This window comes from Streptomyces sp. ISL-10 (assembly GCF_018614575.1).
Lineage (GTDB): Bacteria > Actinomycetota > Actinomycetes > Streptomycetales > Streptomycetaceae > Streptomyces.
Window position 1 is genome coordinate 146,479 of record NZ_JAGGOJ010000007.1, and the last position, 18,183, is coordinate 164,661.

General features: G+C 71.7%; 12 protein-coding genes and 1 pseudogene. 7 read left to right on the top strand and 6 right to left on the bottom strand.

Translation table 11 applies throughout. The features are described from left to right. Positions 1-80: 80 nt before the first annotated feature. The gene (locus J7E88_RS07360; RefSeq protein ID WP_215178521.1) at positions 81-1,169 is read right to left on the bottom strand and encodes a threonine synthase; all 1,089 of its coding nucleotides are present in this window, start codon (positions 1,167-1,169) and stop codon (positions 81-83) included. Positions 1,170-1,392: 223 nt separating this feature from the next. Here J7E88_RS07360 and J7E88_RS07365 point away from each other — a divergent pair. From J7E88_RS07365 to J7E88_RS07390, 6 genes and pseudogenes are all read left to right on the top strand, one after another. Next, positions 1,393-2,966, top strand: a pseudogene (locus J7E88_RS07365) (S8 family serine peptidase). A 481-nt stretch (positions 2,967-3,447) separates the two neighbouring features. Beyond that, entirely contained in the window at positions 3,448-4,200 is a 753-nt protein-coding gene (locus J7E88_RS07370; protein WP_215178522.1) for a GntR family transcriptional regulator, read from the top strand. A 417-nt stretch (positions 4,201-4,617) separates the two neighbouring features. Further along, positions 4,618-4,797: an SPOR domain-containing protein gene (locus tag J7E88_RS07375; protein WP_215178523.1), complete on the top strand. Its 180-nt coding sequence runs from the start codon at positions 4,618-4,620 to the stop codon at positions 4,795-4,797. A 96-nt stretch (positions 4,798-4,893) separates the two neighbouring features. After that, a complete protein-coding gene (locus J7E88_RS07380) occupies positions 4,894-5,316 on the top strand; it encodes a (deoxy)nucleoside triphosphate pyrophosphohydrolase (protein WP_215178524.1) in 423 nt (140 codons plus the stop codon). Positions 5,317-5,628: 312 nt separating this feature from the next. After that, positions 5,629-6,045 carry an ATP-binding protein gene (locus J7E88_RS07385; RefSeq protein WP_215178526.1) on the top strand — a complete coding sequence of 139 codons (417 nt, stop codon included), beginning with the start codon at positions 5,629-5,631 and terminating at the stop codon, positions 6,043-6,045. A 181-nt stretch (positions 6,046-6,226) separates the two neighbouring features. Next, entirely contained in the window at positions 6,227-8,782 is a 2,556-nt protein-coding gene (locus J7E88_RS07390; RefSeq protein WP_215178980.1) for a SpoIIE family protein phosphatase, read from the top strand. A 403-nt stretch (positions 8,783-9,185) separates the two neighbouring features. Here J7E88_RS07390 and J7E88_RS07395 read toward each other — a convergent pair whose 3' ends face one another. The 5 genes from J7E88_RS07395 to J7E88_RS07415 all read right to left on the bottom strand — a co-directional run bounded on the left by J7E88_RS07395 (position 9,186) and on the right by J7E88_RS07415 (position 15,260). After that, positions 9,186-11,324 carry a TPM domain-containing protein gene (locus J7E88_RS07395; RefSeq protein ID WP_215178528.1) on the bottom strand — a complete coding sequence of 713 codons (2,139 nt, stop codon included), beginning with the start codon at positions 11,322-11,324 and terminating at the stop codon, positions 9,186-9,188. 91 nt (positions 11,325-11,415) lie between these two features. Then, positions 11,416-12,186, bottom strand: a complete 771-nt coding sequence (locus J7E88_RS07400; RefSeq protein ID WP_215178529.1) for a succinate dehydrogenase/fumarate reductase iron-sulfur subunit — start codon at positions 12,184-12,186, stop codon at positions 11,416-11,418. Then, on the bottom strand, positions 12,183-14,126 hold the full coding sequence (locus J7E88_RS07405; RefSeq protein ID WP_215178530.1) for a fumarate reductase/succinate dehydrogenase flavoprotein subunit: 1,944 nt from the start codon (positions 14,124-14,126) through the stop codon (positions 12,183-12,185). The genes J7E88_RS07400 and J7E88_RS07405 overlap by 4 nt, the downstream gene beginning before the upstream one ends. Positions 14,127-14,144: 18 nt before the next feature. Next, the gene (locus J7E88_RS07410) at positions 14,145-14,966 is read right to left on the bottom strand and encodes a hypothetical protein (protein WP_215178531.1); all 822 of its coding nucleotides are present in this window, start codon (positions 14,964-14,966) and stop codon (positions 14,145-14,147) included. A gap of 51 nt (positions 14,967-15,017) precedes the next feature. After that, on the bottom strand, positions 15,018-15,260 hold the full coding sequence (locus tag J7E88_RS07415) for a hypothetical protein (RefSeq protein WP_215178532.1): 243 nt from the start codon (positions 15,258-15,260) through the stop codon (positions 15,018-15,020). 320 nt (positions 15,261-15,580) lie between these two features. On the opposite strand from J7E88_RS07415, the gene J7E88_RS07420 reads away from it, so the two are divergent. Continuing rightward, positions 15,581-17,914, top strand: coding sequence for an ABC transporter family substrate-binding protein (locus J7E88_RS07420; RefSeq protein WP_215178533.1), 2,334 nt, complete (start codon positions 15,581-15,583; stop codon positions 17,912-17,914). Positions 17,915-18,183: the final 269 nt, after the last annotated feature.

The following is an 18,183-nucleotide window of genomic DNA, read 5'->3' on the forward strand; positions in this document are numbered from 1 at the left end:
GTCCCGCAGGACCGCGTCGCTCCCGCACGTGCTGTGGCCCCTGACCCCAACCGGGGTCAGGGGCCACAGACCGCCTCGCCCTACCGCGCCATCCCCGTCTTCAGGCCCGCCCCGCACAGCGGGACCACCGCCGTGCGGTCGGTCCACGAACCGGTCGCCGCCCAGCACGCCACGCCCGTCGATTCGACGAACAGGCCCCGTGCCGCCAGGTCCTGCTGGGCCGTGCGGATCTCGTCCTCCGTCACCGTCAGGAACTCGCCGCCCGACTCCCGTACCGCCCGCAGGATCTGCCGGGCGCGCGGCGGGTTCGGGATCGCGATGCCCTCGGCGAGGGTCGGCCTCCGGGCAGAGGGGGACGGGAGGTCGTCCGCGCCCGCACGGAAGGCCGTGGCCAGCGGGGAGACCGCCTCCGCCTGGACGGCGACCAGCGCCGGGCGGGCGTCGATCAGGCCGTGCGCGAGCAGTTCGTCGAGCGCGAGTGCGGCGCCGAGCAGGAGGGTGCCGTTGCCGACCGGCACGACGATCGCCTCCGGGAGCCGGCCGCCGAGGTCCTCCCAGAGCTCGTAGACGTAGGTCTTGGTGCCGTGCAGGAAGTAGGGGTTGTAGACGTGGCTCGCGTAGAAGACGCCGGGTTCGTCGGCCGCGGCCCGCGCGGCGGACGCCGTCGCCTCGCGGTCGCCGGGGACCACCTCCAGGCGGGCGCCGTGCGCCTGGATCTGCTCGGTCTTCTTCGCTGACGTGCCCTCGGGGACGTACACCGTGCACGCAAGACCCGCCCGCGCGCAGTAGGCGGCGACTGCTGTGCCCGCGTTCCCGCTGCTGTCCGCGATCACCCGGCGCGGTCCGAGCCGGCGGGCGAGCTCCGCCAGCATGACCGCGCCCCGGTCCTTGAACGACAGCGTCGGCATGACGAAGTCGAGCTTCGCCGAGACGTTCGCCGTGAGGGGAACGAGCGGGGTGCGGCCCTCGCCGAGGGTGATCGCCGGTCCGGACAGCGGCAGTGCCTCTTCGTAACGCCACAGTGAATTCACGCGGCCCGCCGGCAGTACGCGGGGAACGGCAGAGGCGCGGAAGTCCAGGTCCAGGGGGCCGCGGCAGTCACGGCAGCACCAAGTGGCAGAATCGACCGGCCAGTAACTCGTGCAACCGGGGCAGCGATAGGACGTCATATCCGCCAGCATGTCAGCCGCGTGGCAGTCGCGCGGCGCCCGTATGACGCCCGGGTTTCGCTGCTGCCCGACCTCTTGTGCGATTCCTATGGATCCGCCAATCTTTCGCTCGGCAGACGCACAAGGGGGGTAGCCGCGTTGATACCGAATCGTTGGCATGCCCCTGCCGCTCGTCTGTCATGACCCCCACAGCAGCGCACCACCTATGAGGAGGACCCCTCACATGTCTGTGATGCGTGACTCGCGGCGAAGACTCGCCGCGGCCAGCGCCATAGCCGTCGCCGCGCTCTCGCTCGGCACGGTCTCCGCCCTTCCGGCCATCGCGGCCGAGCCGGCGCCGGAAGGCGTCATCGAGAACGCCGGTGCCCCCGGCGTCATCAAGGGCAGCTACATCGTCACGCTCGACGAGTCCGAGGCAGACGCGGGCTCGAAGGCGGGCAAGGCTCTCGCGGCCGAGTACGGCGCGAAGATCAAGCGGACGTACGACGCCGCGCTCAACGGCTACTCCGTGCAGCTCACCGAGGCGCAGGCCAAGAAGTTCGCGGCGGACCCGGCCGTGGACTCCGTCGTGCAGAACCGCGTCTTCAAGATCTCCGGTACGCAGCCCAGCCCGCCGTCCTGGGGCCTCGACCGGGTCGACCAGAGGGCGCTGCCGCTCAACCAGAGCTACACCTACCCCGACACCGCAGGGGAGGGTGTGACGGCGTACGTCATCGACACCGGCGTACGCATCTCCCACAGCGACTTCGGCGGCCGCGCGTCCTACGGCTACGACGCCATCGACAACGACAACACGGCACAGGACGGCCACGGTCACGGCACGCACGTCGCCGGCACCGTCGCCGGGTCCGCCCACGGCGTCGCCAAGAAGGCCAAGATCGTCGGCGTCCGCGTGCTCGACAACTCCGGTTCGGGCACCACCGAGCAGGTCGTCGCCGGCATCGACTGGGTGACGCAGAACGCCGTCAAGCCGGCCGTTGCCAACATGAGCCTCGGCGGCGGCGTCGACACCGCCCTCGACACCGCCGTGCGCAACTCCATCGCCTCCGGCATCACCTACGCGGTCGCGGCGGGCAACGACGGCTCCAACGCCTCCAACTACTCGCCCGCGCGGGTCTCCGAGGCCATCACCGTCGGTTCCACCACCAGCTCCGACGCCCGTTCCAGCTTCTCCAACTACGGCAGCGTGCTGGACATCTTCGCCCCTGGCTCGTCGATCAAGTCGACGTGGAACACCAGTGACACGGCGACGAACACCATCTCCGGCACCTCGATGGCGACCCCGCACGTCGCGGGTGCGGCCGCGCTGTACCTGGCCGCCAACAAAACCGCGACGCCGGCCCAGGTGTCCTCGGCCCTGACCGCCGCCGCCACCTCCGGCGTGGTGGGCAACCCGGGCACCGGCTCGCCCAACCGCCTGCTGTACGTCGGCGGCGGCAGCACCACCCCGCCCGGCAGCAAGTTCGAGAACACCGGCGACTACGCGATCAACGACTTCGCCACGACGGAGTCGCCGATCGCCGTCAGCGGTGTCACGGGCAACGCCCCGTCCAACCTGCTGTCTCGGTCGACATCAAGCACACCTACATCGGTGACCTGAAGGTCGACCTCGTCGCCCCCGACGGCTCGGTCTACAACCTGAAGGCCTACGGGTCGGGCGGCAGCGCGGACAACGTGATCACCACCTACACGGTGAACGCGTCGTCCGAGGTCGCCAACGGCACCTGGAAGCTGCGGGTGAGCGACAACGCCCGTTACGACACGGGCCGGATCGACGCCTGGTCGCTGCAGTTCTGAGTCCGACCCTGATCACCTGACCCTCGTCGGGAACGGACGGAAGGGGCGGCCGCTCACGGCCGCCCCTTCTTCGTCCGTATGTCCCCTTTGTTTGCCGCTTGCCGTCCGGTGTGGGCCTACGTCGCATGATCCGCGCGCCCGTTCGCAGGTGATGGGGCGAACCAGAGGAGCAACGAGCCGTGGACCCCGCAGCCCAGGGCGGGCAGCCGCCGCACCCGAGTCGCGGTTCGGCGATCACACGGTGATCTGCGCCGACGCGGCGACCGAGGGGAAGCTCACCGGCACACTGCGAGGCCGCGAGGCCGCGAGGCCGCAGACGGCGCCGACGCCACAGGGGCCGGGCTCCGAGCCCTGACGTACCGGCAGTAAACCACCCCTCACCGGCAAATCATCACTTCGGGTGAAACTTTGGCCCACACTTGCGGTCAACGACCCACGGTTGTCAGGCTGTTGCGGTCTGTCAATCTGTTGGGAGTGGCCAGTGACATTCGGTGAGCAGCCCGCCTACTTGCGCGTTGCGAGCGATCTACGGGAAAAGATCGTGAACGGCTCGCTGCCGCCGCACACCCGACTGCCCTCGCAGGCACGCATCCGCGAGGAGTACGGCGTCTCGGACACCGTCGCTCTCGAAGCCCGCAAGGTGCTGATGGCGGAGGGGCTCGTCGAGGGCCGGTCCGGATCGGGGACGTATGTGCGCGAGAGGCCCGTTCCCCGGCGGGTGGCCCGCTCCGGCTTCCGGCCGCCGTCCGGCGCGAGTCCGTTCCGCCAGGAGCAGGCGGAGGCCGCGACCCGGGGCACCTGGGAGTCCAGCAGCGAGCAGGAGGACGCGGGCCCGGAGATCGCCGCCCGCCTCGGCATCCAGCTCGGCGACCGCGTGATGCGCACCCGCTATCTCTACCGGGACGCGGGCGAGGCCATGATGCTCTCCACCTCCTGGGAGCCGCTGGAGGTCACGGGCCGCACCCCGGTGATGCTCCCCGAGGAGGGCCCGCTCGGCGGCTGCGGGGTCGTCGAGCGCATGGCCGCCATCGACATCGTCGTGGACAACGTGGTGGAGGAGGTCGGCGCACGGCCCGGCCTCGCGGAGGAGCTGCTGGCGCTCGGCGGCGTGCCCGGCCATGTGGTGATGGTGATCGAGCGGACGTACTACGCGTCGGGGCGCGCGGTCGAGACGGCGGACGTGGTCGTCCCGGCGGACCGCTACCGCGTCGCGTACCACCTCCCCGTGAAGTGAGGGCGTAGGCCCCTGGCGTGGTGACGGCGCGTCAACCGCGGCCGGGGGCCCATAAGGCCAGGGCAGTGAGCCGCAGCGCACGCATTGTCATGTCCCGCTCCTGCCTTCCGTCGTACGTGCGACCAACCGGCGCGGGAGCCGGTCCTGATGCCGGTGCCGACGCTGCGGGTCGACTGATGTTCCCCGCGGCTCCGCTCGGCTGCCGCTCGGTACGGCAGGGGGTGAGGGGGCACGTGGGGCACCCGCATATTTCACGCACCGGAAGGGGGCGTATCCAGCCGGATACGCCCCCTTCCGGTGCCTCTTCGTGAAAACCCTTATCCGCTCAGTGAAGGTCAGGCGTACGCTCAGGCATATGCTGAGTGGGGTTTCAGGTACCAACTTACGAGTGTGCGGGGCAAGTCGGGGAGGTTCGCGATGAATGACGCCGGCGCCGCGCTCCCCTGGCAGGTCATCCGGCAGGACGACAACGGCAACCGCTATCGCGTCGGCCGCTATGCCACCCGCGACGAGGCCCAGCAGATCGCCGACAGTCTCGACGGCCGAGGTCACAAGCAGCTCTACTGGGTGGAGCGCATCGGGCAGACGGGCCCCTGACGCAGTGCTCGGCGGCAGGCGTCACGGCGCCGCCCCGGGCGTGCGGGGTGATCGTCCCCGATCGGGCGGCCCGGCGGGCGCAGTACGCTCCGGCGCATGAAGGATCGCGTGGTGGTGGTGGCAGGGGCCGTGTACGACCAGGGGCGGCTCCTCGCCGCCCGGCGCAGCGCCCCCGAGGAGCTGGCCGGCCGCTGGGAGCTGCCCGGCGGCAAGCTGGAGCCGGGGGAGAGCCCCGAGCGGGCGCTGGTGCGCGAGCTCCGCGAGGAGCTGGGCGTGGAGACCGAGCCGATGGAGCGCATCCCGGGCGAGTGGCCGCTGAAGCCCGGCTATGTGCTCCAGGTGTGGACGGTACGGCTGCTCTCGGGCCGCCCGCGGGCCCTGCAGGATCATGACGAGCTGCGCTGGCTCGCACCCCACGAGTGCGGCGACGTCGATTGGCTCGACCAGGACCGGCCCGCCGTGGCGGAGGCCGCTCGCCTGCTCCTGGCGCGGTCGGGCGGTGGTGTGGCGCGGGGCTGAGGTGGCGGCCCGGCCCCCGGTGTCCGGCGGCCGGGTCCGCGTAGGGGGCTGCGTGCCATCGCCGGAGCGGCGGCAGGTGTGTGGCTCGGCCGGGTCCGTACGCGGGAGTTGAGCGGCTCGCCTTTCGTGCCGACGCCCTTTTGACAGGCCGGGCGCGGCCCGGCTCCAGGTCGCGCGGCGCGGGCCGCGCCACGTGCGCCCGGACCGCCGTGCCCTCGTTCCCGCTCGTGCCGTGGTACTCGGCACCCAATATCGGGTATGTGCTGATTAAACCCATCAAAAGGGTCATTTCTCCCGCGCTCGGTATGGGGTGTGATCGGCGTGACCGGCAGCGAAGGCGAATGCGCCGAGTGGACCTTCCCGGCGCAGCCGAACGCCGTGCGTGCCGCACGCCACGCCGTCCGCGAAACCCTCAGGTCATGGGGCCTCGACGCCGCCATCGGCGATGTGACCGTGCTGCTGGTCAGCGAGCTGGTGACCAATTCCCAGCGGTACACCTCCGGCCCGATCGGTCTGCGGATGTTCCGGCCGAGTGAGAACGGCGCCGCGCCTACGCTGTTGGTGGAGGTGTCCGATCCGCTGCCCGATCCCCCCACCGAGCGGTCCGCGCACCCCGACGACGAGGGTGGCCGAGGGCTGCAACTGGTGGCCTGCACCGCCCGTCGCTGGGGTACCCGGCGCGGCAGGACCGGCAAGACCGTGTGGTTCGAGCTGGCCCTGACTGGTTAGGTGTCTGGTGGGACGACGATCACGGGGGGGCTCGGCCGAAAACGAACGAGACCTCTCTGTGATCGTGAACGCCGTGCCGGTCGGAGCCGTAGTGCTGAATACTGCGGTCATGGCCGGTCCGGTGCGGTGAGCTGGAGGGGACGGTCGCGTGAGCGAGATACCTGAGACGGCGAGCGGTGCCATGTGGCAGAGCAGCGCGCCTGGCTCGATCTATGACTACATCAAGGTCGCGTCATTCTCGATCGGCCCGGACGGGCTCGTCGATCAGTGGAGCCGGCGGGCCGCGGAGCTCTTCGGCATCACCGCCGAGCAGGTCAGGGGCAAGGACCCGGTCGAGGTCTTCATGCCGGCCGACCTGAGACCGCGGGGTCACCGCACGGTCGCCGAGATCCTGGACGGCAAGGAGTGGACCGGTCTCGTCCCCTTCCGTGTGCCGGGTCACGACCGCGCCCACGGGCTCGCCGAGATCTATGTGATGCCGAGCGAGACCGACCTCGGCGAACAGGCCGCGCTGTGCATCGTCGTCGATGTGCGCGCACTGCGCCGGATCGAGAGCGATCTCGCCGCATCGCAGGCCATTTTCGGCCAATCCCCCTTCGGCTTCTTGCTCTTCGGTACGGACCTCACGGTGCAGCGTGCCAACCAGCGCTTCGCCACCGTCTTCGGCGGCGCCGCCGAGGAGCACCGCGGACGCACCGTCGACGACTACCTCTCCCGCCCCGAGGCCGAGCGGATGAACGCCGCCTTGCGCCGCGTCCTGGAGACCGGAGAGGCCGTCACCGACCTCCAGATCGTCGGCACGGCACCGGGCAGCACCGAACGCAGGCACTGGTCGATCAACCTCTACCGGGTGCACGGCGGATCGGGCAGGCCTGTCGGGGTCGCGGGACTGGGCATCGATGTCACACGCCGTCACATGGCGGCCCGTGAGGCGGCCAACGCCCGGCGTAATCTCGCCCTTCTCAACGAGGCGAGCTCCCGCATCGGCAACTCCCTCGATCTGGAGACCACCGCCCGCGAACTGCTCGACGTCGCCGTCCCCGGCTTCTGCGACATCGCCTCCGTCGACCTCTACCAGGGCCTGCTCACCGGCGACGAGGCACCGCCCGGGCAGTTCGCCTCCCCGCACGCCGAGAGCTACGGCGGCGGCAGCGCCGAACTGCGCCGGGTCGCCTTCGCCAGTGCCGTGTCCGACGCGCCCCTGATGACCACCCCCGACTGCGTGCCCGAGGGCGGTGGGCCCACCCAGGTCGGCGAGGTCCACCACTACCCGTTCAACTCGCCCTGCGCCGACGCCCTTCGGACCGCGAGCCTGCGGACGATCCCCGGCCGCGACGGCAGCCTCGTCCAGTCCACGCTCGCCGTTCCGATGGTGGCGCACGACACCGTCGTCGGGCTGGTGCAGTTCGCCCGCACCAAGGGCAGCGAACCCTTCGGGGACCGGGACCGGGCCCTCGCTGTCGAGCTCGCGGCCCGCGCGGCCGTCTGCATCGACAACGCCCGCCTCTACCGCAGGGAGCACGAGCGCGCGCTGATACTGCAGCGCAGCCTGCTCCCGCCCGGCGACCCCGAGGCCGCCGGCCTGGACATCGCCTGCCGCTATCTGCCGGGCACCACCGCCACCGAGGTGGGCGGCGACTGGTTCGACGTCATCGAACTCCCCGGCCACCGCACCGCCCTCGTCGTCGGCGATGTGATGGGCCGCGGGCTGCGGGCCGCGGTCGCCATGGGAGAACTGCGCACCGCCGTACGGACCCTGGCGCTGCTCGACCTGGAACCGGCCGAGGTGCTCTCCGCGCTCGACGAGATCGCCCGCGGCCTCGGCAGCCCCGGCAACCCCTCACAGCTCCGTCGCTCCACGGGAGGCGCCCAGGTCCCGCACCAGATCCCCAGGTCGCGGGAGGCCGACCTCTCCGAGGTCTATCTCGCCACCTGTGTGTACGCGGTCTACGACCCGGTCACCCGGCGCTGCACCTTCGCCAACGCCGGCCATCTGCCCCCCGTTCTCGTCGAGCCGGGCGAGGAAGCCCTCCTGCTGGACGTACCGCCGGGGATGCCGCTCGGGGTGGGCGGCGAGCCCTTCGAGGAGGTGGAGGTCGATCTCCCCGAAGGAGCGCTCCTCGCGCTGTACACCGACGGACTCGTCGAGTCCCGCGACCATCCGCTCGACGAGGGCCTGCACGCCTTCCGCGCCGCGCTCACCGAGCCCGGGCGCCCGCTGGAGGACGTCTGCGACCACGTGCTGAACACGCTGGACACCCGGCACGGCGAGGACGACATCGCCCTGCTCATGGCACGCATCCAGGGCCTGTCGGCCGAGTCCGTGGGCGACTGGCGTCTGCCGCGCGAACCGCGCTCCGTGGGCCGGGCCCGCGAGCTCGCCCGCGCGCAGCTCGTCGCCTGGGACCTCGAGGCGCTCGTCGACACCGTCGAACTGCTCGTCAGCGAGCTGGTCACCAACGCGCTGCGGTACGGCGAGGGCGAGATCCGGCTGCGTCTGCTGCGCGACCGGACGCTGGTCTGCGAGGTCTGGGACGCGGGCCTGGTCCAGCCCCGCCGCCGCCGCGCCCGCGACACGGACGAAGGGGGCCGCGGCCTGCAACTGGTCGGCCTGCTGAGCGCGTCATGGGGCTCTCGGCGCACGCCACGGGGCAAGACGGTCTGGTTCGAACTCCCGCTCCCCGGCGGCGGGGGGACCGCGGAGCCGACGGTGGAGCAGTTGCTGAGCATGTTCTGACGGGGGCGGGGCCGCTGCGCGGGTCTGGCCCCCGCCCGTCCTCCCGAAACCGGGCGCTGCCCCGGGACCCCGCGCCTCGAACTCCCACACGCCACCTGGCTTTGCCGGGCCAGTCCACGGCCGCCAGGCCGTGGACAGGGGGCCGGATTCGCTGTGCGAAATCACCTCCCTGCGGCACCCGGGGAAAGCCCGGAGGGAGTTTGAGGACACCGCGCGAAGCCCGTGAACGGGGTCCGGGGCTTGCCCCGGTTTCGGGGGCTACTTCCCACGGCCGCCAGGCCGTGGCGCGAAGGCGGGTAGGGGGCGCAGCCCGCTCACGGCCGCCACCCTCTACCGCGACTTCAGCGCGTCTGCTTGGTCATCGCACTTCACCTTGGAGGCCATACGGCGGGATCGAGCAGGGTCAGAACCGGCCAGCGCCCATCCGCCCCCGCGTGCCCCCGCCGCCGAAGCTCCCGGGCCTGCCGCGAAAGCCGTCCCCGAACCCGTCGTCCGCGAACCCGTCCCCGAACGCGCCGTCCGCGAACCCGCCACGGCCCTCGCCCCCGCCGCCGAACATCCCGCCGAGGATGATCCCGCCCAGCACCGCGCCGCCCAGCCCGGTGCCGCCGCCCAGTCCGCTCCCGCCGCCGGGCCCGAACGGACCGCCCTGCCCTCCGGGACCCACGTAACCGCGTACGTCGTTCTCCGCCAGCGACAGCGCCTGCCGCGCCGGCGCATCCGCGTGCTGCGCCTCCGTCAGCGCTGCCTGCGCGTCGCCCTCGCCCAGCGCCTCGGCCCGCTCCAGCCGCCGCTGCGCCTCCGCCAGCCGGGTGCGGGCCTCGCTGCCGACCGCGCCGCGGTGGGTGGTGATGTAGTCGGCGGCCGCGCCGGTGGCCGCACGGGCGCCGAGCAGCGCCCGGTCCAGCAGCGTCCGGGCGTGCAGCGTTCCCTGCGCGCGCTCCCGGGCCCCGGTCAGCGCCTCGTCGAGCGCGGCGTCGGCCTCGGTGACCCGGCGCAGTGCGTCCATGGGGTCGTACGGCCCCGCCTCGATCTCGCGCCGTACCTCGGCCGCCACCGCTTCCGCGCGGGCCACCCGTCCCTGCAGGGCTGCGGCGGACCTCCCTTCCGGCGTCCCTTCCAGCAGCCCCCGTGCCTCGGCCAGATCCGTTTCGGTATCGGTGAGGGCGCTGGGGAGCTTTCCGGCCGCTTCCGCCAGCTCCCGCGCCCGCCGGTCGACCCCGGCGGCGAGCCGGACGGCCTGGGCGACGGCTCCTTCGGCAGCACGTACGTGCACGGCGGCCGTTGCTTTGTCATCGCCCTCGACCGCCTCCCGCGCCTGGCCGAGACTGTGCGTCGCGAACTGCAGCCGGACCTCCGCCTCCTCCACGGCGTCCGCGACCGGCGCGGACGCCGTCGCCGCGTACCGCCGGCGCATCACGCTCAGCGCGGCCTCCGCGCTGACCATCCGCCCCCTGACGTCGTCGCGGGCGGCCTCGGCCGCCGCGAGCACCTGGGGCGCGTTCTGTACGAGGGCACGCAGCCGGTCGAAATCCTCCAACTCCGCGTCAAGCCGGCGGTCGGCCTCGGCGCACCTGGCGACGATCTCGTGCAGCATCCTGCGCCGGGCGGCGTCGTCCTCGGGGCGGGCGTCGTCGAGCTGCTGCCTCAGCCGGAACGCCGCGGTGAGTTCGTCCCTCGCGTGCTCGACGGCCGCGGTGAAGGGCTTGGCCGCCTCCTCGCCGAACTGCGCGACGGCGAAGCCGAGTTCCTCCTGGCTGGTGCGCAGCGCGTCGTCGGTGTCCACGAGCGCCCGCTTGGCCTTGGTGTCGAGCCCCGGCAGGGGTGTCTGCCGCGGCTCTCCCCAGCCCTCCTGGCCGCCCCGCGGCGTCGTCCGGGTCGCGGTGCGCCGCCTGCGCTTGACGTAGGTGTAGGCGGCCAGCGCACCGGCCCCTCCGAGCACGGCGATGGGCAGTACCAGATCGCCCGCGCCGGTCCCGGCGCCCTGGTCGGAGCCGGGGTCCGCCTCGCCCGGAGTGACGGCGACCTCGGGGGCCGGGCGGCCCGCCAGAACGGCGCCGTAGCCGTCGGCGGCGCCGATCGCCGCGCCTGCCCAGTCGTTCTGCCGCAGTGCGGGCTCGATGCCAGTGGCGGCGACCTCGGCGAGCTGGGGGTCGGTCAGGCGCGGGGCGTCGCCGACCCAGTACGCGTACTGCCGGTCGCGGGTGGCGACGGCGAGCAGGACGTCGCTGTCGCCGAGGCCGTTCTTCTCGGCCGTCTCGCCGGCCCACTGCGGTGCGTCGCGGCCCGAGAAGTCGCGGACGTACACGACGAACAGCTGGAGCCGCGAGCTGTCGTAGAGCCGGTCCAGTGCCCGTTCGACCTGCGGCTCGCGGTCGTCCAGCGCACCCACACGGTCGGTGATCCGGCCCTGCCGGGACAGTTCGACCGGGTCGTCGGCGCGGACGCCGGTGGCGGCACCGGCGACCGGGGCGGCGGGCACGACCAGCCACCACGCCGCCACCAGCACGGCGACGACCGCCCGGGTGGCTCTTCGGGTCACATGGGGGAGGCTATGCCGGGTGCGGAAGGGCCGCGACCGCACCACCGCGGCCGCGCGCCCCTGCCTTCGGAAGCCGTCGCCCCCGGGACACTCACCCCTCCCGGCGCCGGATCCTGTTCCCCAGCCACACCAGCGGGTCGTACTTGCGGTCCGCCGCGCGCTCCTTCAGCGGGATCAGCGCGTTGTCCGTGATCTTGATGCCTTCCGGGCACACCTCCGTGCAGCATTTGGTGATGTTGCAGTAGCCGAGGCCGTGTTCGTCCTGGGCCGCCGTCTTGCGGTCGATGCCCGACCCGGCGGCCGCGTCCAGCGGGTGCATGTCCAGTTCGGCGACGCGCATCAGGAAGCGGGGACCGGCGAACGCCGCCTTGTTCTCCTCGTGGTCGCGCACCACATGGCAGGTGTCCTGGCACAGGAAGCACTCGATGCACTTGCGGAACTCCTGCGAGCGCTCCACGTCGATCTGCTGCATCCGGTACTCGCCCGGCGCCACACCGGCCGGCGGCACGAAGGAGGGGACCTCACGCGCCTTGTCGTAGTTGAAGGACACATCGGTCACCAGGTCCCGCACCACGGGGAACGCCCGCAGCGGGGTGACCGTGATCGTCTCCTCACGCGAGAACACCGACATCCGGGTCATGCACAGCAGCCGCGGCCGTCCGTTGATCTCCGCGCTGCACGATCCGCACTTGCCGGCCTTGCAGTTCCAGCGGACCGCCAGATCCGGGGCCTGGGTGGCCTGGAGGCGGTGGATGATGTCGAGGACGACCTCGCCGTCGTTGACCTCGACGGTGAAATCGTTGAGCTCCCCGCCGTCCTGGTCGCCCCGCCACACCCGGAAGCGGGCGTCGTACGTGCTCATTCGGTCAGCTCCTCTTCGGCGAGGTACTTGACCAGCTCCTCCTTCTCGAAGAGGCCGAGCAGGTCTGGTCGGATGGGCTCGGTCGTGGTGCGTTCGAGCACGATCTGGCCACGCTCGGGGCCGGTGGCCGCGCTCTCGCCGCTCGGATCCGCGAGGCGGCACAGCAGATTCGTCCGACGCCAGGAGCGCTCCATCGCGGGGCAGTCCTCCCGGGTGTGGCCGCCCCGGCTCTCCGTGCGCTCCAGCGCGGCCCGCGCGACGCACTCGCTGACCAGCAGCATGTTCCGCAGGTCCAGGGACAGGTGCCAGCCGGGATTGAACTGCCGGTGCCCTTCGACCCCGGCCCGGCGCGCCCGCACCCGCAGCTCGGCGAGCTTGTCGAGGGCCTGCTCCATCTCGCCCGCGCGCCGGATGATGCCGACCAGGTCGTTCATCGTCTGCTGGAGCTCCTGATGGAGCGTGTACGGGTTCTCCGGGGCCGTCCCCGGCTCGACCCCCTCCGCGCTGAACGGGCGCAGCGCCTCGGCCGCCGCCGCGTCGATCTGCTCCTCGTCCACCACGGGGCGTACGGCCCGGCCCTCGGCGTACTCGGCCGCGTAGAGACCCGCCCGCCTGCCGAAGACCAGCAGGTCGGAGAGGGAGTTGCCGCCGAGCCGGTTGGAGCCGTGCATGCCGCCGGCCACCTCACCGGCGGCGAACAGGCCCGGGACGCCCACCGCGGCGGCGGAATCGGATTCGACCGCGATCCCGCCCATCACGTAGTGGCAGGTGGGCCCGACCTCCATCGCCTCGGCGGTGATGTCGACGTCCGCGAGCTCCTTGAACTGGTGGTACATCGACGGCAGCCGGCGCCGGATGACGTCGGCCGGCATCCGGGTCGACACATCGAGGAAGACTCCGCCGTGCGGGGAGCCGCGCCCCGCCTTCACCTCGGCGTTGATCGCGCGCGCCACCTCGTCGCGGGGCAGCAGCTCGGGTGGGCGCCGGTTGTTGTCCGGGTCGTCGTACCAGCGGTCGCCCTCGTCCTCGGACTCGGCGTACTTGTCCTTGAACACATCGGGGATGTAGTCGAACATGAACCGCTTGCCCTCGGAGTTGCGCAGGACGCCGCCGTCACCGCGCACCGACTCGGTGACGAGGATGCCCTTCACCGACGGCGGCCAGACCATGCCGGTCGGGTGGAACTGCACGAACTCCATGTTGAGCAGCGGCGCGCCCGCGAGCAGGGCCAGCGCGTGGCCGTCCCCGGTGTACTCCCAGGAGTTCGACGTCACCTTGAAGGACTTGCCGATCCCGCCGGTGGCCAGCACCACGGAGGGCGCTTCGAGGACGAAGAAGCGGCCGGACTCGCGCTCGTAGCAGAAGGCCCCCGAGACGCTGCCGCCGTCCTTGCGGCTGTCGTCCTTCAAGATCCGGGTGACCGTGCACTCCTGGAAGACCTTGAGCCGGGCCTCGTAGTCCCCGAACTCCTCCTTGTCCTCCTGCTGCAACGAGACGATCTTCTGCTGGAGCGTGCGGATCAGCTCCAGACCGGTCCGGTCGCCGACGTGCGCGAGGCGCGGATACTCGTGGCCGCCGAAGTTCCGCTGGGAGATCCGGCCGTCCTTCGTCCGGTCGAAGAGCGCGCCCCAGGTCTCCAGCTCCCACACCCGCGCGGGCGCCTCCTGGGCGTGCAGCTCGGCCATCCGCCACTGGTTGAGGAACTTCCCGCCCCGCATCGTGTCGCGGAAGTGGACCTGCCAGTTGTCGTGCTCGTTGACGTTGGCCATGGAGGCGGCGATGCCGCCCTCGGCCATGACGGTGTGCGCCTTGCCGAACAGGGACTTGCAGATCACTGCCGTACGCGCGCCGCGCTCGCGCGCCTCGATGGCGGCGCGCAGACCCGCGCCGCCCGCGCCAACGACGACGACGTCCCACTGCTGCCGTTCGAGCTGTGTCATGTGGGTTGGCACCTTCCCCTAGAAGAAGCGCGGATCGTCGAAGGCGCCGGACGCGACGAGATACACATAGAGGTCGGCGAACGCGACGCTGAACAACGAGGTCCAGGCAAGCTGCATGTGCCGGGCGTTCAGCTTGCCGACCCAGCCCCACAGGCGGTAGCGCACCGGGTGTTTGGAGAAGTGCCGCAGCCGGCCGCCGACGATGTGCCGGCAGGAGTGGCAGGAGAGGGTGTACGCCCAGATCAGCACGATGTTCACCAGGAAGACGAGCGTGCCGAGGCCCATGTGGCCCCAGGCGTAGTTCTCGTCGCGGAAGGCGAGGACGGTGTCGTAGGTGAGGATCCCGGCGACGGGCAGGGCGGCGTAGAAGAAGTACCGGTGGATGTTCTGCAGGATCAGCGGGAAACGCGTCTCACCGGTGTACTTCGTGTGCGGCTCGGCGACCGCGCAGGCCGGGGGCGAGGCCCAGAAGCCCCGGTAGTAGGCCTTGCGGTAGTAGTAGCAGGTCAGCCGGAAGCCGAGCGGGAAGATCAGGATCAGCAGGGCGGGGGACAGGCCCCACCAGGTGCCGAAGATCTCCCAGTTGGGTCCCGCCCGCATCGGCACGCAGTTCTCGGCCAGGCAGGGCGAGTAGAACGGTGAGACGTACGGCGCCGCGTAGTAGTGGGCGTTCGCGAACGCGCGCCAGGTCGAGTAGACGACGAAGGCGAGCAGCCCGGCGGCGGTCAGGGCCGGGGCGAGCCACCAGCGGTCCGTCCGCAGATGGCGGGGGCCGATGGCGGCGCGTGCCGCCCCCTGCACGCCCGTATGGATTTGTGGTGGTTCGGTACCTGTGGCCAACGAAGACTCCGGGTGGAGTGGGATCGGGTGAGGTCCGGGCGCGGGGGCCGGTCAGGGCGCGTGCCGGTCGCGAGCGCCCAGCCCCTCGTCGTCCGAGTCCGTCCACAGGGCGTTGTCGTACGGGGTGTCCGGGATGGTGACCAGCTCGGGACGGCTCGGCTCCTTCGACCGGCCGCCGGGCCGGGCCCGGCCCGACCCCCACAGTTGATCGACGGCCTGCTCCAGGTGTCCGACGCGCTGGGCCAGCTCGTCGATGCGCTGCTGCATCGCCGTCATCTCTTCCTGCTGGGACATGACGTGTCCTCACTTCCGCAGGGTGCGGTGGCATCGTTCATGCGCCTGAGAGTGTCGCGCGTCACATCCCCGCTTGTGAAGGGGACGTGCTGGGATTCCCGGCGCACGCGCTGCCGGCGCGCCCCTCGTGGTTGATGTCTCGTTTCCCTATTTTCGCCCCTTGTGCTCACTTGTGGGCCGTTTCCTGGTTGACCCGCACGGGTGAGCTTCGACGGGCTTCCGCCGTGTCGGCTCTACCTCGCCACCCTCGTCCACTTCAGTGGGGGGAATCGGTGTGATCATCTCCAAATTCGGCAAAACAGGACTAAGAGGTACAAGCCATGTCCCAGGTCGAGGCCCTCCGCGGGCGGACATGCTCCCGAAGGCTCCGCTCCGTCGCGCTGCTCACCAGCGGTGTGCTCGCCCTGCCCGTCCTCGCGGGCTGCGGCTCGGGCGACGACGAGAACACGGCCGGGCTCGTTGCCCAGGACATCGCTCCCGCCGAGCGGGACCGGACGAAGGACGGCGGCACCGTGCGCTGGGCCGTCGACTCCGTGCCCGCCACGCTGAACGCCTTCCAGGCTGACGCCGACGCCACCACCAGCCGGATCGCCGATGCCGTGCTGCCCGCGCTGTTCGTCCTGGACGAACGCGGGCGTCCGGAGCGCAACCCCGACTATCTGGAATCGGCCGAGATCATCGAGCGCGAACCCAAGCAGGTCGTGCTCTACAAGCTCAACCAGCAGGCCGTGTGGAGCGACGGCCGCGAGATCGGCGCAGCCGACTTCCTCGCCCAGTGGCGCGCGCTGAGCGGCAAGGACTCCGCGTTCTGGACGGCACGGAACGCGGGCTACGAGCGGATCGAGCGGATCGAGCGCGGCAAGAGCGACCTGGAGGTCAAGGTCACCTTCGGCAGGCCCTACGCCGACTGGAAGGGGCTGTTCACACCGCTGTACCCGAAGGAGGTGACCGCGACGCCGGCCACCTTCAACGACGGGGCCCGTGCTCGGCTCGTGGCCACGGCAGGGCCCTTCACGATCAAGAAGATCGACCGCAAGGCCGCCACCACGACTCTCGTCCGCAATCCGCGCTGGTGGGGACACCGGGCCAAGCTGGACACCCTGGTCTTCGCTGCCGTGCCCCGCGCGGAGCGCATCACCGCACTCACCTCCGGCACGCTCGACGTGGCGGACATCGACCGGTCCGCGGCGGAACGTATCTCCTATGCCGCGAAGGACGCCGGCCGGGGCGGGCGGCCGCTCGCGCACGGCCCCGGCTCCGAGATCACGCCCGCCGCCGCGCTCGCATCCTGGGCCCAGGCGCACGGCTCCGACGAGAGCCTCGCCGAGTCGGCCCGGAAGACCCGGGAGCGGACCGCGAAGGCGCAGGCCGAATACGCCGCGGAGCAGTCGGTGCTGCGGGGCTTTCAGGTCCGCAGGTCGCTGGAGCCCGCCTACACCCAGCTCGCGATGAACGGCGAGTCCGGGCCGCTGGCCGACGACCGGGTCCGGCGGGCCGTCGCCCGGGCCATCGACCGCAAGGAACTGGCCGAAACGGTGCTGACACCGCTCGGCCTGCCGGCCGAGCCGCCCGGCAGTCACGTCGCGCTGGCCGGCCAGCGCGCGTACAGCGACAACAGCGGTGCGCTCGGCGACCAGAACACACAGGAGGCGCAGGCGCTGCTCGCCGACGCAGGCTGGACGCCCCAGGGCGCGCTAAAGAGCTCCGAACCGGGCAAGGCGGGCGGCGAGGCCGCCACGAAGGAGAACGAGAACAAGGGAACGGCGAAGAGGGAGGCAACGGCGGAGAAGGGCGAGGACGGGAAGTCCGCGGGCGCGGGCGACACCGCCTCCGACGAGGGCCTGTACATCGTCGGCGACGACAAGCCCGCCGACCGGGCCCGGCTGCGCGACCACACCCCCTCCGGGACGCACGTCCTCGCCCCCGCCCCGGCCGCCGCGGCCCAGAGCCTCGCCCTTCAGCGCCAGGCGCGCGTGCAAGCCGACGGCACCGGGTCGGCAGACCGCTCGGACACCGCGGCGGGCCGGAACAACGACGGCGTGGCAGGGGCCTACGCCCCGCGCGGCACGGCCGCCCCCCAGCCGGCGGGCGGGGCGGTGGGAAAGGACGGCAAGCCGCTCACCCTGCGCTTCGTGCTCCCGTCGGGCCCGGGCTCGGAGGCGCTGCGCACCGTGGGGGAGAAGATCTCCCAGATGCTGCAGCGCATCGGCATCCGTACCGAGATCAGCAAGGTCGCCGACGACAGCTACTTCAAGGATCACATCGCGTCCGGCGACTTCGACCTCGCCGTGTACTCCTGGCCCGCCAGCGCCTACCCGGCGACCGACGCCCGACCCATCTACGCCAAGCCCAGACCCGCCTCGGACGGCTCGCTCCTGGTCGAGCAGAACTACACCCGCGTCGGCACCGACCACATCGACCAGCTCTTCGACCAGGCGGCCGCCGAGCTGGACGAGGACGCCGCACGTGATCTGATGCGCCGGGCGGACGCTCGCATCTGGGCCGAGGCCGGGTCCATCCCCCTCTACCAGCGGCCCGAGCTGGTCGCCGTGCGTTCCACGCTGGCGAACGTCGGCGCCTTCGGCTTCGCGACCCCCGTCTACCAGGACATCGGGTACAAGAAGCCCAAGGCCGAGGCCCCCCGGCGGCAGTAGCTCCGGGCACGGTCCCGCCAACCTCAGAAGTCGCTCAAGTCCCTTGCCCGCCGGCCGAGCCGGCGGGCAAGCTCGTGCCACCTCCTGACCCAGCTCCGCCCGGCGCCGGAGCAGCCCGCGCGCTCCCCGCTACAGCGCGCCCGCCGCTCGGCACCTGTACGTCGCCCCCTGTTCCCACGGCCGTTGCCGATCATGTACGTCACGCCGTCCCGCGGCGTGATCCCCGCCTCCTTCGACCGCCCTCCCCCGTTCCGGGAAGCCCTTGTCCC

Coding starts and splice junctions, on each gene's coding strand:
- J7E88_RS07360 (WP_215178521.1), bottom strand. CDS start 1,169: ATGACGTCCTATCGCTGCCCCGGTTGCACGAGTTACTGGCCGGTCGAT.
- J7E88_RS07375 (WP_215178523.1), top strand. CDS start 4,618: ATGAATGACGCCGGCGCCGCGCTCCCCTGGCAGGTCATCCGGCAGGAC.
- J7E88_RS07380 (WP_215178524.1), top strand. CDS start 4,894: ATGAAGGATCGCGTGGTGGTGGTGGCAGGGGCCGTGTACGACCAGGGG.
- J7E88_RS07390 (WP_215178980.1), top strand. CDS start 6,227: ATGTGGCAGAGCAGCGCGCCTGGCTCGATCTATGACTACATCAAGGTC.
- J7E88_RS07400 (WP_215178529.1), bottom strand. CDS start 12,186: ATGAGCACGTACGACGCCCGCTTCCGGGTGTGGCGGGGCGACCAGGAC.
- J7E88_RS07405 (WP_215178530.1), bottom strand. CDS start 14,126: ATGACACAGCTCGAACGGCAGCAGTGGGACGTCGTCGTCGTTGGCGCG.
- J7E88_RS07415 (WP_215178532.1), bottom strand. CDS start 15,260: ATGTCCCAGCAGGAAGAGATGACGGCGATGCAGCAGCGCATCGACGAG.
- J7E88_RS07420 (WP_215178533.1), top strand. CDS start 15,581: ATGTCCCAGGTCGAGGCCCTCCGCGGGCGGACATGCTCCCGAAGGCTC.